Source organism: Streptomyces sp. NPDC091377 (assembly GCF_044757045.1).
Classification (GTDB): domain Bacteria; phylum Actinomycetota; class Actinomycetes; order Streptomycetales; family Streptomycetaceae; genus Streptomyces.
The window spans coordinates 1-16,260 of the sequence record NZ_JBIVUE010000003.1 but is presented as its reverse complement, the minus strand read 5'-3'; the positions used below and the strand labels follow the sequence as shown (position 1 = coordinate 16,260).

Genomic DNA, 16,260 nt, shown 5'->3' with positions numbered 1-16,260 from the left:
GTAATCTCATGACTGCATGGAGTGTTCGCACGCTGCTCGGGTCACGCCGGTCCGAGGGCATGGACCAGGTGGCCGCCGCCGCGCTGTGCTTCGCGGCGATCCTGACCCTCAGCGGTCTGTGGATCAGCTATCTGCTGGCCCACACGGACGCTCCCGGAGTGTCCGGAAGCGTCCGTGACCTCAGTGTCCTGCTGTACGGGCTGCCGGCGGCGGTGGCCGGGGTCCTGGTGCACGCGCACTGGCCCGGCGCCCCCTTCGGCTGGGTGCTGATCGTCTACTCGGCGACCGTCGTCCTGCCGTCCACGCTCGCCGCGCCGCTGTGGCTGGGCAGCGGCGGCAGCACGGCGAGCGGCGCGGTCCTCGCCTTCGAGGCGCTGGCCAATCTGGTCAAGGTCACACTCTGGTACTCGCTGCCGCTGTGGTTCCCGAAGGGGCGGCTGTCCCGCGGCTGGTGGTGGTACCTGGCGGCGGTCGCCGTATGGGTGGCGCCGCAGACCTTCGCGTACGCGGCGGCGGCCCCCGTGCAGTTCGGTGCCCCCAACCCGCTCGCCACGGGCTGGTGGGGCGGGGCCGCCGCCGTGCTGCGCGATCGCCTCGCCACCGCCTGGGACCTCTCCGACGTGCTGCTCATCGTGCTGGCCTGCGGTGTGCTGCTCCGCCGTATCCTGCGCGGCGAACCCCGGCTGCGCCGCCATCTGTTCCTGCTGCTGTCGACGTACCTGCTGTGGGCGGTGGCACAGCGGGTCTACTACTACGCCGGCGATGACGCCTACTGGCCGTCGTACATCCTGTTCACCGTGGCCTCGGCGCTGTGGCCGGTGTCCGTGGCGTACGTCGTCTTCCGGACGGGTTCCTGGCGCATCAGCCGCTCCGCCCGCCGGATCCTCGCCCGGCTGATCGTGACCGCGCTGCTCACCGTCGGCTACGTCGCGGCGGCCGCGGTGCTGGCGGGCGGGCTGACCCCGGGCCGGACCGCCGACGCGGTGGTCCTGGTGACCCTCGCCTTCCTCCTCGGCACCGGGCTGCGGCGCACCAGCGCGTGGGCGGGCGGTCTGGTGGACCGGCTGTACTACGGCGACCGGGCCCACCCCTATCAGGTGCTCCAGACCCTGGCCGAGCGGATCAGCCACGCGGTCAGCCCGCAGGACATCCCGGCGACGCTGTGCACCACGGTGGTGGAGACGCTGCGGCTGCCCGGGGCCGCACTGGCGGTGACCACCCGGGCGGGGCCGCGGATCCTCGCCCAGGCGGGTCGGCCCGAGGAACCGGGGCAGCGTTTCACCCTGCTGCACCAGGGGGCCGTGGTCGGCCATCTCTCCGTCACCCCGCGCGACCGCGAACCGGAGCTGGACCAGTGGGACACCGGGATCCTCTCCTCGCTCGCCAACCAGGCGGCCCCCGCGCTGGCCTCGCTGCGGCTCCAGGAGGATCTGCGCTCCAGCCGGGAGCAGATCGTCTCCGGGCGGGAGGAGGAACGGCGCCGGCTGCGGCGGGACATCCACGACGGGCTCGGACCGGCCCTCGCGGGGCTCAGGCTCCGGGTGGAGAGCGCCACGGCCCGGCTTCCCGCCGAGGACCCGGTCGGCGCCGAACTGCGGGCCGTGTCGGGAGACCTCGGCAGGGTGATCGAGGAGGTGCGGGGGATCACCCACCACCTGGGGCCCGCGCCCCTGGGAGAGCTGGGGCTCAGTGCCGCGCTGCGCCAGCTGGCCGCCGGTTTCGACGGGGAGCGCCTGTGCGTCGACGCCGTGCTCGACCCCGATCCGCTGCCGCCGTTGCCCGCCGCCATGGAGGTGGCGGCCTACCGGATCGCCGCCGAGGCCCTCACCAACGTGGTGCGCCACGCCCGCGCCCGGCACGCGCACGTGCGGGTGCACGTCGACCACCGGGCGCTCACGCTCACCGTCGAAGACGACGGCACCGGCTTCGACCCGTCCGCCCGCACCGGCGGCCTGGGCATCCGCTCCATGGCCGACCGCGCCACCGAGATCGGCGGCCGGTGCGCCGTGGAGCCCGTCGAAGGCGGCGGAACCCGCGTCCGCGCGGTCCTGCCGCGCTCACCGGCGCTGCTGGTGCCGGAGGGCGCGCGGTGACCTCGTACGGTCGCGCCCGCCGCCCCTCGGAAGGGGCGACGGGCGCGGGACGATCGGGTCCAGGTCGGGGCGGCCGGGGCGGTCGGTGGCCGGGTACGGTCAGCGGCCCTTGCCCGGCAGCTTGGGGCAGGCGGGGCACTTCTTCTCCAGCCAGGTGCGCAGGCGGTCCACCGGACCGGAGTCCTTCGAGGAACCGTCGTCGCATCGCGTGACGAGGTAGATCGTCACGACGAGGACTGTGCCGGTACCCGCTGCCGTGATCACCTTGCGATTCATGACTGTCTCTCTCTGCCGGCGAGCCGACGGCCGGACGGCCGGACCTGTCGGATGCGCAGGTGTGTCGACTCTGCTGTTCGTCCGTGCTCTTTCCTGATCCATCCTCCGCACCCGGTGTCCCGCCCGCATGAGGCGGCGGACCCACCGGCAGCCCGGTTTCACAGGGGCACCGCGCGGCGGCCGAGGGCGGGCAGGTCGGCGGGGGTGCGCGCGAGGGGCGCGGCGCACGGGCCGCGGCGCCCCACGACCCCGTACTCCGCACGCCACAGCTCGAACATCAACAGGGCCCAGACCGTCCCGGCGAGCCGGGTGCCCGGCCGTGCGAGCTGGGCGTCCACGAGGCGGCCCACAGCGTGGGCGTCCAGCATCCCCGACGCCTTCAGCCGTTCCGCGGACAGCACCTCGCGGACGAACCGGGTGAGCGGGTTGTCCCCGGTGAGCAGGGTGCGCGCGGCCGTGGTGCGCCGGGCGGCGCGATACCGCTCGGCCACCTCGGTCGCGGGGGCCGCCCAGGTCTGGCGCGGGGTCGAGGGCAGGGTGGCGCGGACCGCGTGCGCGCCGCTGAGATGGGCCGTGCGCCGCAGTCCCCTGGCCGGGAGCAGGACGTCGAGTTCGAACCCGGTGAGGGTCGCCCGCCGTGATCCGCCGGCCGCCTCCTCACCGAGCCGCTCGGTCAGCCGCCGCGCCGTGTCGCCCCGGTCGGTGAGGTAGGCGCGGTAGTCGCTGCTGTAGAGGCCGAAGCGGGCGTTGGCGGAGGCGGTGCCGAGGGTGTCGACGTACCGCGCGATCCCGTCCGTCACGGCGCTGTCCGGCGTGCCGTCGGCCGCCGCGTCGACCCGTCGCCGGCCGCGCCCGATCTCGTCCACGGCGTCCGCCGCCAGCGTGGTGCGCAGTCCCGCCCGGTGCGCCGTCGCGTACAGGGCGTACGAGGTGAGGGCGGCCGGGTCGGCGTCGGGCTGGCCCAGACTCCAGGCGAGCGCGGGCAGCAGTTCGGGAAGGTCCGCGCACCGAGGGGCAGGGAGCGGGGTGTCGGGCGGCCGGGTGCCGGATCCGGCCGGAGCGGGCGGGCGGCCCTGCCCACGTTCGCCCGCACCGGCGCGGCGGGCCGTCCCGGGCGGGCTCCCACCGGGTCCGGTGTCGCGTCGGATCAGGCGGAGGCCGCGTCCGCGCGCGCAGACGGCGGTGGTGCGGGGCGGCAGCGACCGTACACCGTCGATCAGGGTCTGCCCGTCCAGCGGTGCCCCCGTGGTCAGATAGGCGTCGAGTCCGGGTTCCCAGAGCGAGGGGCGGGCCCGGAGCAGCGCGAGCAGATCCGTCACGCGGGTCGCGAAGCGCAGTTCCTCGCGGGCGGCGTCCCAGTGGTAGTAGAGCGGGGTGGTGCCGGCGTCGTCGGTGGCGAGGACCACGACGGGTGCGCCGCGTGTGTCGACCACGGCCAGGGCGTAGGCGCCCTCCAGGCGGGCGGTGACGTCCGTGCCGTCCGCCTCGTACGCCGATCCGATCAGCGCGGCGTGGTCGCGCTCGGCGACGGCGCCGCCCGCCGCTTCGATCCGGGTGAGCAGTGGCAGCCGTACGTCCAGCCGCCCGGCGAGGGCCACGGCGACTCCGCCGCCGCTTCTCCCCCGCCCGGCGGCCAGCGCCCAGCCGGCGCCGCCGCACAGGGCGGGGGCGGCGTCCGCCCCTTCGTCCGCCAGGGCGGCCCGCAGCCGGTACGGGGCGATGTCGGCACCGAGATGGCCCAGGATGCGGTCCACGGTGATCACGACCCTCCGAGCGAGGTTTCTTCACGCCCCCACGCTCGCCCGCCCGGTGCCCCGGTCACACGGGCCGCGGATCCGGTTCGGCACCCAGGAGGTTCCCGGGACGCCGCCCGGCCGCCGTTCCCCCGGCCCCGCCCGTCCCGGCCGAGGGATCCCGGCGCGTGGGGCTCGCGGTTCGGGGTCCGTCGGGCGCGGGCGCTTCGGGTCAGCGCTCCCCGGCCAGGTCCAGGTCGCCGCGGGGCTCCGGGGCCGTACCGCCGGTGGTGCGCCAGGGGTGGTCGATCGGGGTGGAGACCGGCTGCCACCAGCGCTCGGCGGGGAGGGTGCCGGTGGGCTCGAAGGGCTCGCCGGGCCTCGGGAAGGCGGCCTGCTGGCCGGCGTCCGCCGTCACGTCCGCGGTCCATTCGGCGGGCTCGGCCCAGGGGTGACCGGCGAGGTTGAAGGTGCCCCAGTGGATCGGGAGCAGCACTCCGCGCGGGGCGCCGCCCTGGAGGTCGAGGTGGGCGCGCAGGGCCTCCTCGGGGGTCATGTGGATGTCGGGCCAGAACTCGCTGTAGGCGCCGAGCTGGATCATCGTCGCGTCGAAGGGGCCGTGCAGGGCGCCGATGTCCTTGAAGCCCTCGAAGTAGCCGGTGTCGCCGCTGTGGAAGACGCGGTGCCGCTCACCGGCGACGGACCAGGAGGCCCACAGGGTGTGCTGGGTGTTGCGCAGACCCCGGCCGCAGAAGTGACGGGCGGGGGTGGCGGTGAGCCTCAGCCCGGCGATCTCGGTCGACTCCTGCCAGTCCAGCTCCCGCAGCCGGGCGGCGCGCACGCCCCAGTGCTCCAGGTGGGCGCCGACGCCGAGCGGGGCGGCGAACACGGTGTCCGTGCCGGCCAGCGCCTTGATCGTGGGCAGGTCCAGATGGTCGTAGTGGTCGTGGGAGATCACGACGGCGTCGACCTGGCCGAGCGCGGCGAGAGGCAGCGGCACCGGGTGCAGCCGCCGGGGTCCGGCGAACGGGAAGGGCGAGCAGCGCTCGCCCCACACGGGGTCGAAGAGGACGCGGGCCCCGTCGATCTCGGCGAGGACGCTGGAGTGCCCCATCCAGGTGAGCCGCAGCCCGCTCGCCGGGGGCCGGGCGATGTCGGCCAGCGTGGTGGGATGCACCGGGACCGGGGCGGCGGGGGCGCGCCGGCGGCGGGCCTCCTTGTCGACATACTGCTTCGCGAAACCGAGCGGCGAGGACGGCACCATACGGGTGACGCCGCCAGGGTTCTGGAAGACCCCGTCCTTGAAGTGGGGCGATCTGCGGATACGCGCCAGGCGCTCGCCGCTCGGGTCCGCGCCGAACGCCTCGGGCCGCACGGCGCGCAGCCCGGAGCCCGGGGAACGGAAACCGGCCACATTACCTCCAGGTGGAGTTGCTGAGATCTCCATTATGGTCGGCCCCTGTGACAACCCGACCGGCCCGCCACCGACCCCTCTTCGATACTGACCGGTAAGTCAATAGTGTGCTACGCCTGCGGCACCGCACGCCGTGCCGTCGCACGTCCGTTCCACCGCACGTCGCCCCGAGGAGCCCGCCATGTCCGCCCCCCTGCTGTCGCTCACCTGGACCGACCATGTCACCGGCCGGGCGGGACACCTCGTCGTGGACCGGCTGGTGCGCGGGGTGGCCAGCGGCGGGCTGCGGATGCGGGAGGGCTGCACGCTGGAGGAGGTCACCGGCCTCGCGCGCGGCATGACCATGAAGGAGGCACTGCACTACGACCCCGACAGCCGTTACGTCCCGCTCGGCGGCGCCAAGGGCGGGATCGACTGCGATCCGCGCTCCCCGGAGGCGTACGGGCTGCTGGTGCGCTACCTGTGCGCGATGCGGCCGTACATCGAGAGCTTCTGGACCACCGGCGAGGATCTCGGGCTGAGCCAGGATCTGCTGGACCGGGCGGTGGCGGAGGCCGGGCTGGTGTCGTCGGTGCAGGCCGTGCATCCGCTGCTGGACGACGAGACCGCCGCGCGCAAGCGGCTCGCGGACGCCTTCGCCGTCGAGGTGGACGGGATCGGCCTGGACGAACTGGTCGGCGGCTGCGGGGTCGCCGAGTCGGTGCTCGCGGCGCTGGATCGCGCGGGGGTGCCGTACGGGGGGACGCGGGTGGCCGTCCAGGGGTTCGGCACGATGGGCGGCGCCACGGCCCGCTTCCTCGCCCGCGCGGGCCTCACGGTCACCGCCGTCGCCGATGTGCGGGGCACGATCGCCAATCCGGCGGGGCTGGACGTGGAGGCGCTGCTCGCGGCGCGCGACCGCTACGGGACGGTGGACCGCGCGGCCCTCGGCCGCGACGACCGTGAACTGCCGGGGGACGCCTGGCTGTCCACCGGGGCGGAGGTGCTGGTGCCCGCCGCCGTCTCGTACACGGTGGACGCGGCCAACCAGCACCGGGTCACCGCGCGGTGGATCGTGGAGGCGGCCAACATGCCGGTGACGGCGGGGGCGGAGGAGTCGCTGGCCGCGCGGGGCATCACCGTGCTGCCGGACGTGGTCGTCAACTCCGGCACCAACGCCTGGTGGTGGTGGACCCTGTTCGGCGACATCGGGGCCGACGCGGAGGAGGCGTTCGCCCACACGCGGCGCTCGATGCGCGCCCTCATCGATCTGACGCTCGCCCGCGCGGAGGCCGACGGGACGACACCGCGCGCCGCCGCGCACGCGGTCGTCGCCGAGCGGCTGCCGGTGATCGCGGAACGGTACGGCTGGTACCGCTGAGGCCACGGCACGGTCCCGGACGGCGTCGGCGGTGCTCACACCGTGACCGCCGGGTGAAAGGTCACGGCGTGACCATGGACGGACACCCCTGAGTCACCCGGACGATAAGGTGACCGCGTGGCCAGAGTTCGGTTGAGCGTGGAAGAGCGGCGCGAGGAGATGCTGAGGGCCGCGATCGAGCAGATCGAGGACCGGGGGCTCGCCGCGGTCCGGATCGCCGACGTGGCCTCGGTGCTCGGCGTGAGCAACGCGCTGGTGCTGTACCACTTCTCCACCAAGGAGAAGCTCGTGGCCGCCGCGTTCGCCTACGCCGCCCAGGACGATCTCGCGCATCTGCGCAAGGTGCTCGGCCGCCGTACCAGCGCGCTGCGCCGACTGCGGGCGGCGGTGCGCTGGTACGCCCCCACCGGTCAGGCCAAGGGCTGGCGGCTGTGGATCGAGGGCTGGGCGGCGGCGCTGCGCGAGCCGGGCCTCAAGGACGTGACCCGCGCTCTCGACCGCCAGTGGAAGGCGGCGATCGCCGAGGTCATAGCGGAGGGCGTGGCCGCCGGTGAGTTCCGGTGCGCGGACCCCACGGCGACGGCCCTGCGGCTGACCGCGCTGCTGGACGGGCTGGCCGTGCAGATGACGTCGTACGCGGGCGCGGGCACGGTGTCCCGTGCCCGCGCCCTGCGCTGGGTGGACGAGGCCCTGGCCCGCGAACTGGGCCTGCCCTCCCTCTAGACCGTCGGCCGCCGCGCCGACCCGACAGCGCCCGGCCGCCCGGTTGTACGGTTTCCGGCCGTACGGTTTCCGGCCGTACGGTTGTCCCGCGGCCCCGCCGTCCGGCCGCCCCGCCATTCGGCCGCCCCGCCATTCGGCCGTCAGCGCAGCCGTCCGGTCAGGCCACCGAGTCGATGCGCCACTTGATGGCCTCCGGCGAGAGTGCGCCCTTGGCCGTCACATGGTCGCCGGAGGACTGACCGCGCAGCCGGCGGCCGATCCACGGCACCAGGTACTCCCGCGCCCAGTGCACATCGTCCCGGCGGATGTCGAGCGTCCCGCGCGGCGGCTGCGGCGGCCAGGGCTGCTCGGGGTCGGCCGGGATGTCCAGACCGAGCGCCTGCCCGGCGCGCAGCGCCACCCTGGTGTGCCCCTCGGGCGAGAGATGGAGCCGGTCGTGGTCCCAGGCCCGGCGGTCCTGGACGGACTTGAGGGACCACAGGTCGAGGACCGGACAGCCGTACCGGTCGGCGACCGCCCGGACATGTCCGTTGTACGTCGCGATCTTGCCGCGCAGATGCTTGAGGAGCGGCACCCCGCGCGTGTCGAAGCCGGTGGTCACCAGCACGGTTCCGGCCGCCTCGGTCAGCACCGCGACCGCGCGCTCGAAGCGCTCGGCCACGTCGTCCGGGTCGCTGCCCGGCCGGAGGATGTCATTGCCGCCGGCACAGAAGGAGATCAGGTCGGGGGCGAGTTCCCGCGCCCTCGGCACCTGTTCCGCCACGATCTGGTCCAGCAGCCTGCCTCGCACCGCGAGGTTGTTGTAGTTGAAGTCGTCTTCCGGTCGCCGGTCCGCGAGCAGCACCGCGAACCTGTCGGCCCAGCCGACGAACGCCCCGTCGGGGCCGGGGTCACCGACACCCTCACTGAAGCTGTCCCCCAGCGCCACGTACGACCCGATCACTGATCTGCTGTCGTTCTTCGAATCGTCTGCCACATCGAGCCATGATTCCTCTTCGAATGTGACCTACGCGACCGTAATACGGGGTTGACGGGCGGTGAGATGAGCCACGGATCCACAGGGGTCACTTCGGGAATAACCACGAGGGTCCCTGACGGCCCCCGGGCGGTGGTGGCCCGCGAGGCTGCGGACCTGCCGAAGGCCGGACCCGGGGATCGGGGGTCCGGCCTTCGGGATGATGCGCGGCGGGTGCCTCGGGTCAGATGGAGAGGCCGAGCGAGCGCAGGTAGGCGACGGGGTCGACGTCCGAGCCGTAGTCCGGCGTGGTCCGGATCTCGAAGTGCAGGTGCGGGCCGGTCACATTGCCGGTCGCGCCCGAGAGGCCGACCTGCTGTCCTGCGGTCACGGTCTGGCCCTGCGAGACGGAGAGCGAGGACAGGTGGGCGTACTGGGCGTAGTGGCCGTCGGCGAGCTTGAGGACGACCTGGTTGCCGTAGGCGCCGCCCGCGCCGGCGGAGACGACCGTGCCGGCGCCGACGGCCTTGAGGGAGGTGCCGGTCGGGACGGAGAAGTCCACACCGGTGTGGTAGCCGCTGGACCACATGCTGCCGGACATCCGGTACGCGGTGCCCACGGAGCCCGACACCGGGAGGCTGTAGTCGCCCGCGGCGGCCGTGTCGGTGGACGGGGTCTCGGCGGACTGCGACGGGGCCGACGCCTGCGTGTCGGTGGCCTCGGAGGACTGCGAGGTCCCCGTGGACTCCGTGGACTTCGTGGACTCCTCGGAGCGTGTGGAGCCGGAGGACGCGGGCGCCTCGGCGGACTCCGGGGCGGCCGACGGCTTCGTCTCGCTCGCGGCGGCGCCGGACGCCTTGCCGCCGAGGGTGAGCTTCAGGCCGGGGTGGATGAGCGACGGGTCGGCGCCCACGGCCTCGCGGTTGTCCTCGTAGATCCGCTGCCAGCCACCGCTGACGTCCTGCTCGTCGGCGATCTTCGCCAGGTAGTCGCCCACCTTCACGGAGTAGGTCCGGGTGGTGGACTGCTTCTCGGACGTCTGCGAGGCGGACTGCCCGGCGGACGGGGAGACGGACGGCGAGGCGCTCTGCTGGGAGACCGACTGCGGTGCCGCCACGACGGACTGGCCCGGTGCGGCGTACGCCCCGGTCGCGCCCATGAGCGGGAGGGCGAGTGCGGCGCCACCGGTTCCGGCGACCGCGATGGAGCGGGTGAGGCTCAGGGACTTGGTACGGCGGTGCTTACCCTTCGCGGGCATAGGGGTTTCCTCTCCGGCGCCTGCGAGGTGAGCTGTCGGGTGCGGGCTGGAGATGCCCGGCCACGTGCGCAGACGCGGCTTGACCCCTAGCCTGTTCCGGAGACCGGGACAGGCGGTGAGTCCTGTGGGTCCCCCGCTCCTGCCGGTCACGGGTGGGTTGATGTGCGTTCCGGACGGCGGCAGGATTCGGCGTTCCGTCCGGATTCGGTGGCGAACGTAAGCGACCAAGACGCGAAGGAACAAGCAGGAGGTTCCACCCGAAGGCCACCTTCTTGATCCACGGCACCGCTCACCGGTCACCCTGCGTCGAGATGGCACGGGTCGTTTTCCTCAAAGGCCCTTGAGGCGCACCTCGATTACGTGGACATGACGTGCGACGCACGGTCACGGGTATGACGCTGCTCACGTGGGCCCGCTCCACCGCCCTTTACTCCAGAGCGAGTTGTTATTAAAGCCATCAATTCGGACAGAAGTCCCAGACAATGCATAGGGGAGGAAGAGGGGTATTGAGGTGCACAGGGAACACACAGGCTTCCCCTGCCGGGGTTCCTCCGGTTCGTGCGGCCGGTTCGCGAGGCCATGTCGTATCGTCGGAGCCCCCTGCCGGACGGCGACACAGCCGGGCCGGTGAGCCGACTGGGAGGAGCCCCCGTGACGCAGCAGATCCCGTCGACCGAACCCGAGCTGGCCGGAGTGCGCAACTTCCGTGACGTGGGCGGACTGCCCACCGAGGACGGCCGCCGGGTACGCCACGGGGTGCTGTTCCGCAGCGGGCATCTCGCCCACGCGACCGCCGAGGACACCGCGTTCCTCTCCTCCCTCGGGCTGCACACGATCTTCGACTTCCGCAACGCGGCGGACCAGCTCCTGGAGGGCCAGGACGTCGAGCTGCCCGGGGTGCGCAATGTGAATCTGCCGCTGAGCGACCCGGCGGACGGCGCCGAGTTCTGGAAGATGGTCCGCGACGGCGATCTGGACCAGCTCCGCGGGCTGCTCGCCGGCGGGCAGGCGGAGAACCGGATGATCGACTCGTACCGCCTGATCGTCAAGGAGCGCAACGCGGAGCACGCGCGTGTGCTGCGCGCGCTCGCCGAGGACAGCGTCCCGGCGCTGATGCACTGCGCGGCCGGCAAGGACCGCGCGGGGCTGTCGATCGCGGTGACGCTGCTGGCCGTCGGGGTGGAGCGCGAGGCGATCCTCGGCGACTACCTGGAGTCCAACGCCCTCCACCGGCGCTACAAGGTGCACCGCAGCGGCAGCTCCGCCTCGGCCTACTCCCCCGAGGTGATGGAACTGCTCAGCCCGCTCTTCGACGCGCGCGCCGCGTACCTGGAGGCCGCGTTCGAGACCATCGAGGGGACCTGGGGCGGGGTCGACGCCTATCTGGAACGCGGCCTGCGGGTCACACCCGAGCTGCGGGAACGGCTGCGGGAGCGACTCCTCGACTGAGCGGCCCCATGACCGGGCGACGCCCCGGGGCCGCAGGGCACCCAGGGCCTCAGGGCACCCGGGGCCTCAGGGCTCCCGTCGGCTACTTCGCGCCGACCTCGAAGAGCAGGTACAGGAACGCGGCGAAGACATGTCCGACGGCGACATAGATGAACAGCCGGATCCAGATCCCGAGGTGCCGCTTCTCCTTGGGCTTGGTGGCCTTGATCTCACTCATCGCGTTTCTCCCGTGATCGGGCCGAGGCACAGCGCGGCCGTGGGGCTCTGCAAGAGGGTGTGGACGAACAGCAGCTCGACGCCCTCCGGGTCGCGGGCGGCGATCCGGTGCGGGGTCAGCGAGTCGAAGTGCGCGCTGTCCCCGGGGCCGAGCCGGTGGGCGGTGTCGCCGAGGCGCAGCCACAGCCGCCCGGTGAGGACATGGAGCCACTCCTCACCGGGGTGCACCCGGACGAGGTCGCCCTGGGAGCCGTACGGGACCCGCACGCGCAGTGCCTGCATACCGCGGCCGGGTGCGCCGGCCTGCCAGTAGGTCCAGCCACCGGCCTCGGTCGGGTCCTGCCGGCCGCCGCGCACGACCGCGTCCCGGTCGGGGACCGACTCGCCGAGCAGTTCGGAGACGGTCGTACCGTAGATGCGGGCGAGTGCGAGCAGCATCGGGAGCGAGGGCTGGCGCCCACCGGTCTCCAGCCGGGAGAGGTGGGCGGGTGACAGCCCGGCGGCCCGGGCCGCCGCCTCCAGGGTCAGCGCGGACCTGCGGCGCAGGGCGCGGAGCCGGGGGGCGACGGCGGGGAGCGGCTCGGTCGGCGCGGCGGACCCGGGGTCCGGCGCCTCGGGGCCGGGGCCCGGCTCGACGTCGCGTGCGGTGCTCATGCCTCCATTGAGCCGCACTCTTTACCTCAGAGGCAAATCCCTTGCCTCTGAGACAAGAATGAGGTGGATCGGGTGGAGGCGCGGAGCGTCACCGGTTGGCCACCGCCTGCTTGACGAGCGTCCGGCCGAATTCCCAGATGAGTCCGCCTCCATGGTGCGCGTCGTCCATGACCTCTGTGAAGGCCGCCACGAACCGGTCGACCTCCTTCTCCCCGACGATCAGCGGCGGGATCAGTTTGATCACCTCCAGACGGTCGCCGGAGACCTGGGTGAGGATCCGGTGGCGCTGGAGCAGCGGCACGACGACCATCTGCGCGAACAGTCCCTTGCGGGCCGTCTGGAGCATGGTCCAGCGCCCGCGCAGCGTCAGCGACCTCGGCCTCCCGAACTCGATGCCGATCATCAGTCCGCGCCCGCGTACGTCGGCGAGCAGTTCGTACGTGTCCACCAGCGCGGCCAGCCGGGATCTGAGCAGGTCGCCGGTGGCGCGGGCGTTGGCCACGATCTGCTCGTTCTCCATCACCGACAGGACCGCGAGGCCCGCCGCCATGGCCTGGGCGTTGCCGCCGAAGCTGGCCGAGTGGACCAGGACCCGGTCGATGGACGAGTAGACCTTCTTGAAGATCCAGTCCTTGCCGAGGGTGGCGCCGACCGGCACATAGCCGCCCGACAGCGCCTTCGCCACACACACCAGGTCGGGCTCCACGCCCTCCTCGTGCTGGTAGGCGTAGAAGTCACCGGTGCGGCCGAGGCCGGTCTGGACCTCGTCGGCGATGAGCAGCGCCTTGTGCCGGTGCAGCAGGTCCTGGGCGGCGCGCAGATAGCCCGGCGGGGTCGCGTGCACGCCCTTGCCCTGGATCGGCTCCACGATCAGGGCGGCCACGTCGCCCTGCTTCAGTTCCCGGGCCAGCGCGTCGAGGTCGCCGAGCGGCACGGCGGTGTCGGGCAGCAGCGGGGCGAAGCCGTCCCGGAAGCCGTCCTCGCCGTTGACCGACAGGGAGCCCGTGGTCAGACCGTGGAAGGCGTGCGGGCAGTACAGGATCCTGGACCTGCCGGTGGCACGGCGGGCGAACTTCAGCGCGGTCTCCACCGCCTCCGTGCCGCTGTTGCCGAAGAAGACCCGGTCCAGGTGCGGGCTGTGCGCGAGCAGCCGCTCCGCCAGCAGTCCGGGCAGCGGCGGGCAGTCGAAGCGGGTGAGGTCGGCGAGCCCGGCGTCCAGGACGTCGTGCAGCGCCTGGCGGACCACGGGGTGGTGGCGGCCCAGCCCCATCACCCCGAACCCGGCGAGCATGTCCAGGTAGTCGGCGCCGTCCGCGTCCCAGAAGTAGGCGCCCTCGGCCCGCTCGTAGACCTTGTCGAAGCCGATGGTGTGCAGCATGCGCGGCAACTGGTGGTTCAGGTACCGGGCGTGCAGGTCGTACCGCTCCCCCGCGCGTTCCTTCAGCAGCCGGGCGAGATCGAACCCACCGTCCGTGGTGCTCATCGCGGTGTCTCCTCGGAGGTGCGCGCCCCGGGCGCCCGCACCACGGTCGGCCCGGCCCCGTCGTTCGCGGGGGGAGGGTCGGCCTCGTCACCGGCGGGGCGACCGACACCGTCGGCGGTACGACCGTCCCCGTTCGCGGTGCGACCACTCCCGTTCGCGGTACGACCGTCCCCGTTCGCGGTGCGACCACTCCCGTTCGCGGTGCGGGGCGGGCGCTTGGTCGTGCGGGGCTTCGGCGCGGGGGCGCTGCCCGCGGTCGGTGCGGCCCCGTCCGGAGCCGCGTTCACGTCCTTCACCGCGAGGCTCGCCCCGATCCGCCCGGCGATCTCCACCGGGGTCAGACCGATGTCCGCGAGGACCTCCGCGCGCTTGGCGTGGGCGAGGAACTGCTCGGGGATGCCGAAGCGCCGTACCGGTACGTCCACCTCGGCGTCGGCCAGCGCGAGCGCGACGGCCGAGCCGACCCCGGCCGCGCGGCTGTTGTCCTCGACCACCGCGACCAGCCGGTGCCCGGCGGCGAGGCCGGGCAGGGCCGGGTCGACGGGTTTCACCCAGCGCGGATCGACCACCGTGCAGCCGATACCGCGGGCCTCCAGCAGTTCCGCGGCCCCGAGGCAGACCGGCGCCATCACCCCGACCGCGACCAACAGCACCTCGGGCCGCTCGGCGCGGTGCAGCACGTCCAGGCCGCCGACACGGTCGACGGCGGGCAGGGGCGGGCCGACGGACTCCTTCGGGAAGCGGACCAGCGTCGGCGCGTCGTCCACGGCCACCGCCTCCCGCAACTGGGCGCGCAACTGGTCCGCGTCGCGCGGCGCGGCGATCCGCAGCCCCGGCACGACCTGGAGGACGGACAGGTCCCACATGCCGTTGTGGGAGGCGCCGTCGGTGCCGGTGACCCCGGCCCGGTCCAGGACGAACGTCACCCCGCAGCGGTGCAGCGCGACATCCATCAGCAGTTGGTCGAAGGCGCGGTTGAGGAAGGTGGCGTAGACGGCGACGACCGGGTGCAGTCCCCCGGTGGCGAGTCCGGCCGCGGACACCGCCGCGTGCTGCTCGGCGATGCCGACGTCCCAGACCCGGTCCGGGAACCGCTCGGCGAACCCGGCGAGGCCGACCGGGTGCAGCATGGCCGCCGTGATCGCGACGACGTCCTCGCGGTCCTCGCCGATGGCGACGAGTTCCTCGCCGAACACCGAGGTCCAGGAGGGGCCGCCGGACGGGGTCAGCGGGGCGCAGGTGAGCGGGTCCATCGCGCCGACGGTGTGGAAGTGGTCCTCCTCGTGCGCGAGGGCCGGTTCGTAGCCGCGGCCCTTCTCGGTGAGGCAGTGCACGAGGACCGGTCCGTGGAAGCGCTTGGCGCGGCGCAGCGCGGACTCGACGGCGCGGATGTCGTGCCCGTCGATCGGGCCGACGTACTTCAGACCCAGATCCTCGAACAGGCCCTGCGGTGCGAACGCGTCCTTGAAGCCCTTCTTCGCTCCGTGCAGGGCCTCGTAGACCGGGGTGCCGACGACCGGGGTGTGTGTCAGCACCTGTTTCCCCCAGGCCAGCACCTTCTCGTAGGAGTCGGTGGTGCGCAGGGTGGCCAGATGGTCGGCGAGGCCGCCGATGGTGGGCGCGTAGGAGCGCTCGTTGTCGTTGACGACGATGATCAGCGGGCGGTCCTTGGCCGCCGCGATGTTGTTCAGCGCCTCCCAGGCCATGCCGCCGGTGAGCGCGCCGTCGCCGATGACCGCGACGACATGGCCCTTCCCGCCCCGCACCTGACGGGCCTTGGCGAGTCCGTCGGCCCAGCCGAGCGCCGTGGAGGCGTGGCTGTTCTCGACGATGTCGTGCTCGGACTCCTCGCGCGAGGGGTAGCCGGACAGGCCGCCCTTGCCGCGCAGCTTGGAGAAGTCCTGGCGGCCGGTCAGGAGTTTGTGGACATAGCTCTGGTGGCCGGTGTCCCACACGATGCGGTCCAGCGGCGACTCGAAGACCCGGTGCAGGGCGACGGTGAGTTCCACCACGCCCAGGTTGGGTCCCAGATGGCCGCCGGTCCTGGCGACCGCGTCCACCAGGAACTCCCTGATCTCCCCGGCCAGTTCGGCCGACTCTGCCCCGGACAACGCCTTCAGATCGCGTGGTCCCCGGATGCTTTCCAGAATCGTCACGCTCGGCCCCCTTCGGTCCGTGCTGATCAACGCGGGCTGCTCAACTCACGGTGACGGCCGGCTCCCCCGACGCGACGCCGTCCTGCTCCATCTGTGCGGCGATCTTCATCGCCTCTTCGATCAGGGTCTCCACGATCTTCGACTCGGGGACGGTCTTGACGACCCGGCCCTTGACGAAGATCTGGCCCTTGCCGTTGCCGGAGGCGACGCCGAGGTCGGCCTCCCGGGCCTCGCCGGGGCCGTTGACGACACAGCCCATGACCGCCACCCGCAGCGGCACTTCCATGCCCTCCAGACCGGCCGTGACCTCGTCCGCCAGCTTGTAGACATCGACCTGGGCCCGGCCGCAGGAAGGGCAGGAGACGATCTCCAGGCCGCGCTGTCTCAGCCCCAGTGACTCCAGGATCTGGAGGCCGACCTTGACCTCCTCGGCGGGCGGGGCGGAGAGGGAGACGCGGATGGTGTCGCCGATGCCCTGGGAGAGGAGGGC

At 73.1% G+C, this 16,260-nt stretch carries 13 protein-coding genes, 1 pseudogene and 1 riboswitch; of the genes and pseudogenes, 4 read left to right on the top strand and 10 right to left on the bottom strand.

Features of this window, described 5'->3' with window-relative positions:
• Positions 1-8: 8 nt before the first annotated feature.
• The gene (locus tag ACIQNG_RS07750) at positions 9-2,093 is read left to right on the top strand and encodes a sensor histidine kinase (RefSeq protein ID WP_401483103.1); all 2,085 of its coding nucleotides are present in this window, start codon (positions 9-11) and stop codon (positions 2,091-2,093) included.
• A gap of 99 nt (positions 2,094-2,192) precedes the next feature.
• On the opposite strand, the gene ACIQNG_RS07745 is transcribed toward ACIQNG_RS07750, so the two are convergent.
• From ACIQNG_RS07745 to ACIQNG_RS07735, 3 genes are all read right to left on the bottom strand, one after another.
• A complete protein-coding gene (locus tag ACIQNG_RS07745) occupies positions 2,193-2,369 on the bottom strand; it encodes a hypothetical protein (RefSeq protein WP_401424574.1) in 177 nt (58 codons plus the stop codon).
• Between the two features lie 158 nt (positions 2,370-2,527).
• Positions 2,528-4,132, bottom strand: a complete 1,605-nt coding sequence (locus ACIQNG_RS07740) for a hypothetical protein (RefSeq protein ID WP_401483100.1) — start codon at positions 4,130-4,132, stop codon at positions 2,528-2,530.
• A 202-nt stretch (positions 4,133-4,334) separates the two neighbouring features.
• Positions 4,335-5,516, bottom strand: a complete 1,182-nt coding sequence (locus tag ACIQNG_RS07735) for an MBL fold metallo-hydrolase (RefSeq protein ID WP_401483098.1) — start codon at positions 5,514-5,516, stop codon at positions 4,335-4,337.
• Positions 5,517-5,697: 181 nt separating this feature from the next.
• Between ACIQNG_RS07735 and ACIQNG_RS07730 the strand changes: the two genes are divergently transcribed.
• On the top strand, positions 5,698-6,876 hold the full coding sequence (locus ACIQNG_RS07730; protein ID WP_401483096.1) for a Glu/Leu/Phe/Val dehydrogenase dimerization domain-containing protein: 1,179 nt from the start codon (positions 5,698-5,700) through the stop codon (positions 6,874-6,876).
• 159 nt (positions 6,877-7,035) lie between these two features.
• A complete protein-coding gene (locus ACIQNG_RS07725; RefSeq protein WP_401425146.1) occupies positions 7,036-7,599 on the top strand; it encodes a TetR/AcrR family transcriptional regulator in 564 nt (187 codons plus the stop codon).
• Positions 7,600-7,756: 157 nt separating this feature from the next.
• Here ACIQNG_RS07725 and ACIQNG_RS07720 read toward each other — a convergent pair whose 3' ends face one another.
• Both ACIQNG_RS07720 and ACIQNG_RS07715 read right to left on the bottom strand, forming a co-directional pair.
• On the bottom strand, positions 7,757-8,542 hold the full coding sequence (locus ACIQNG_RS07720; RefSeq protein WP_401483853.1) for an SGNH/GDSL hydrolase family protein: 786 nt from the start codon (positions 8,540-8,542) through the stop codon (positions 7,757-7,759).
• Positions 8,543-8,798: 256 nt separating this feature from the next.
• Positions 8,799-9,812 (bottom strand): LysM peptidoglycan-binding domain-containing M23 family metallopeptidase, encoded by a 1,014-nt coding sequence (locus ACIQNG_RS07715; protein WP_401483094.1) that lies wholly within the window; start codon positions 9,810-9,812, stop codon positions 8,799-8,801.
• Between the two features lie 4 nt (positions 9,813-9,816).
• A riboswitch (cyclic di-AMP (ydaO/yuaA leader) is annotated at positions 9,817-10,014 on the bottom strand.
• Positions 10,015-10,463: 449 nt separating this feature from the next.
• Between ACIQNG_RS07715 and ACIQNG_RS07710 the strand changes: the two genes are divergently transcribed.
• On the top strand, positions 10,464-11,261 hold the full coding sequence (locus ACIQNG_RS07710; RefSeq protein ID WP_401483092.1) for a tyrosine-protein phosphatase: 798 nt from the start codon (positions 10,464-10,466) through the stop codon (positions 11,259-11,261).
• Between the two features lie 82 nt (positions 11,262-11,343).
• Here the strand turns inward: ACIQNG_RS07710 and ACIQNG_RS07705 are convergent, their stop codons facing one another.
• From ACIQNG_RS07705 to ACIQNG_RS07685, 5 genes and pseudogenes are all read right to left on the bottom strand, one after another.
• The gene (locus tag ACIQNG_RS07705) at positions 11,344-11,478 is read right to left on the bottom strand and encodes a DUF6126 family protein (protein ID WP_401424580.1); all 135 of its coding nucleotides are present in this window, start codon (positions 11,476-11,478) and stop codon (positions 11,344-11,346) included.
• Positions 11,475-12,131 carry a helix-turn-helix domain-containing protein gene (locus tag ACIQNG_RS07700; protein WP_401483089.1) on the bottom strand — a complete coding sequence of 219 codons (657 nt, stop codon included), beginning with the start codon at positions 12,129-12,131 and terminating at the stop codon, positions 11,475-11,477. Before ACIQNG_RS07700 ends, ACIQNG_RS07705 begins: the two co-directional genes overlap by 4 nt.
• An 88-nt stretch (positions 12,132-12,219) precedes the next feature.
• Complete coding sequence (locus ACIQNG_RS07695) at positions 12,220-13,614, bottom strand: aspartate aminotransferase family protein (RefSeq protein WP_401483086.1); 1,395 nt, start codon at positions 13,612-13,614, stop codon at positions 12,220-12,222.
• Positions 13,615-13,904: 290 nt separating this feature from the next.
• Positions 13,905-15,770 (bottom strand): annotated as a pseudogene (gene dxs / locus ACIQNG_RS07690) (1-deoxy-D-xylulose-5-phosphate synthase); the annotation flags it as partial.
• Positions 15,771-15,810: 40 nt separating this feature from the next.
• Positions 15,811-16,260, bottom strand: a 450-nt coding sequence (locus ACIQNG_RS07685) for a flavodoxin-dependent (E)-4-hydroxy-3-methylbut-2-enyl-diphosphate synthase (RefSeq protein ID WP_401483084.1), incomplete at its 5' end; no start/stop codon positions are given.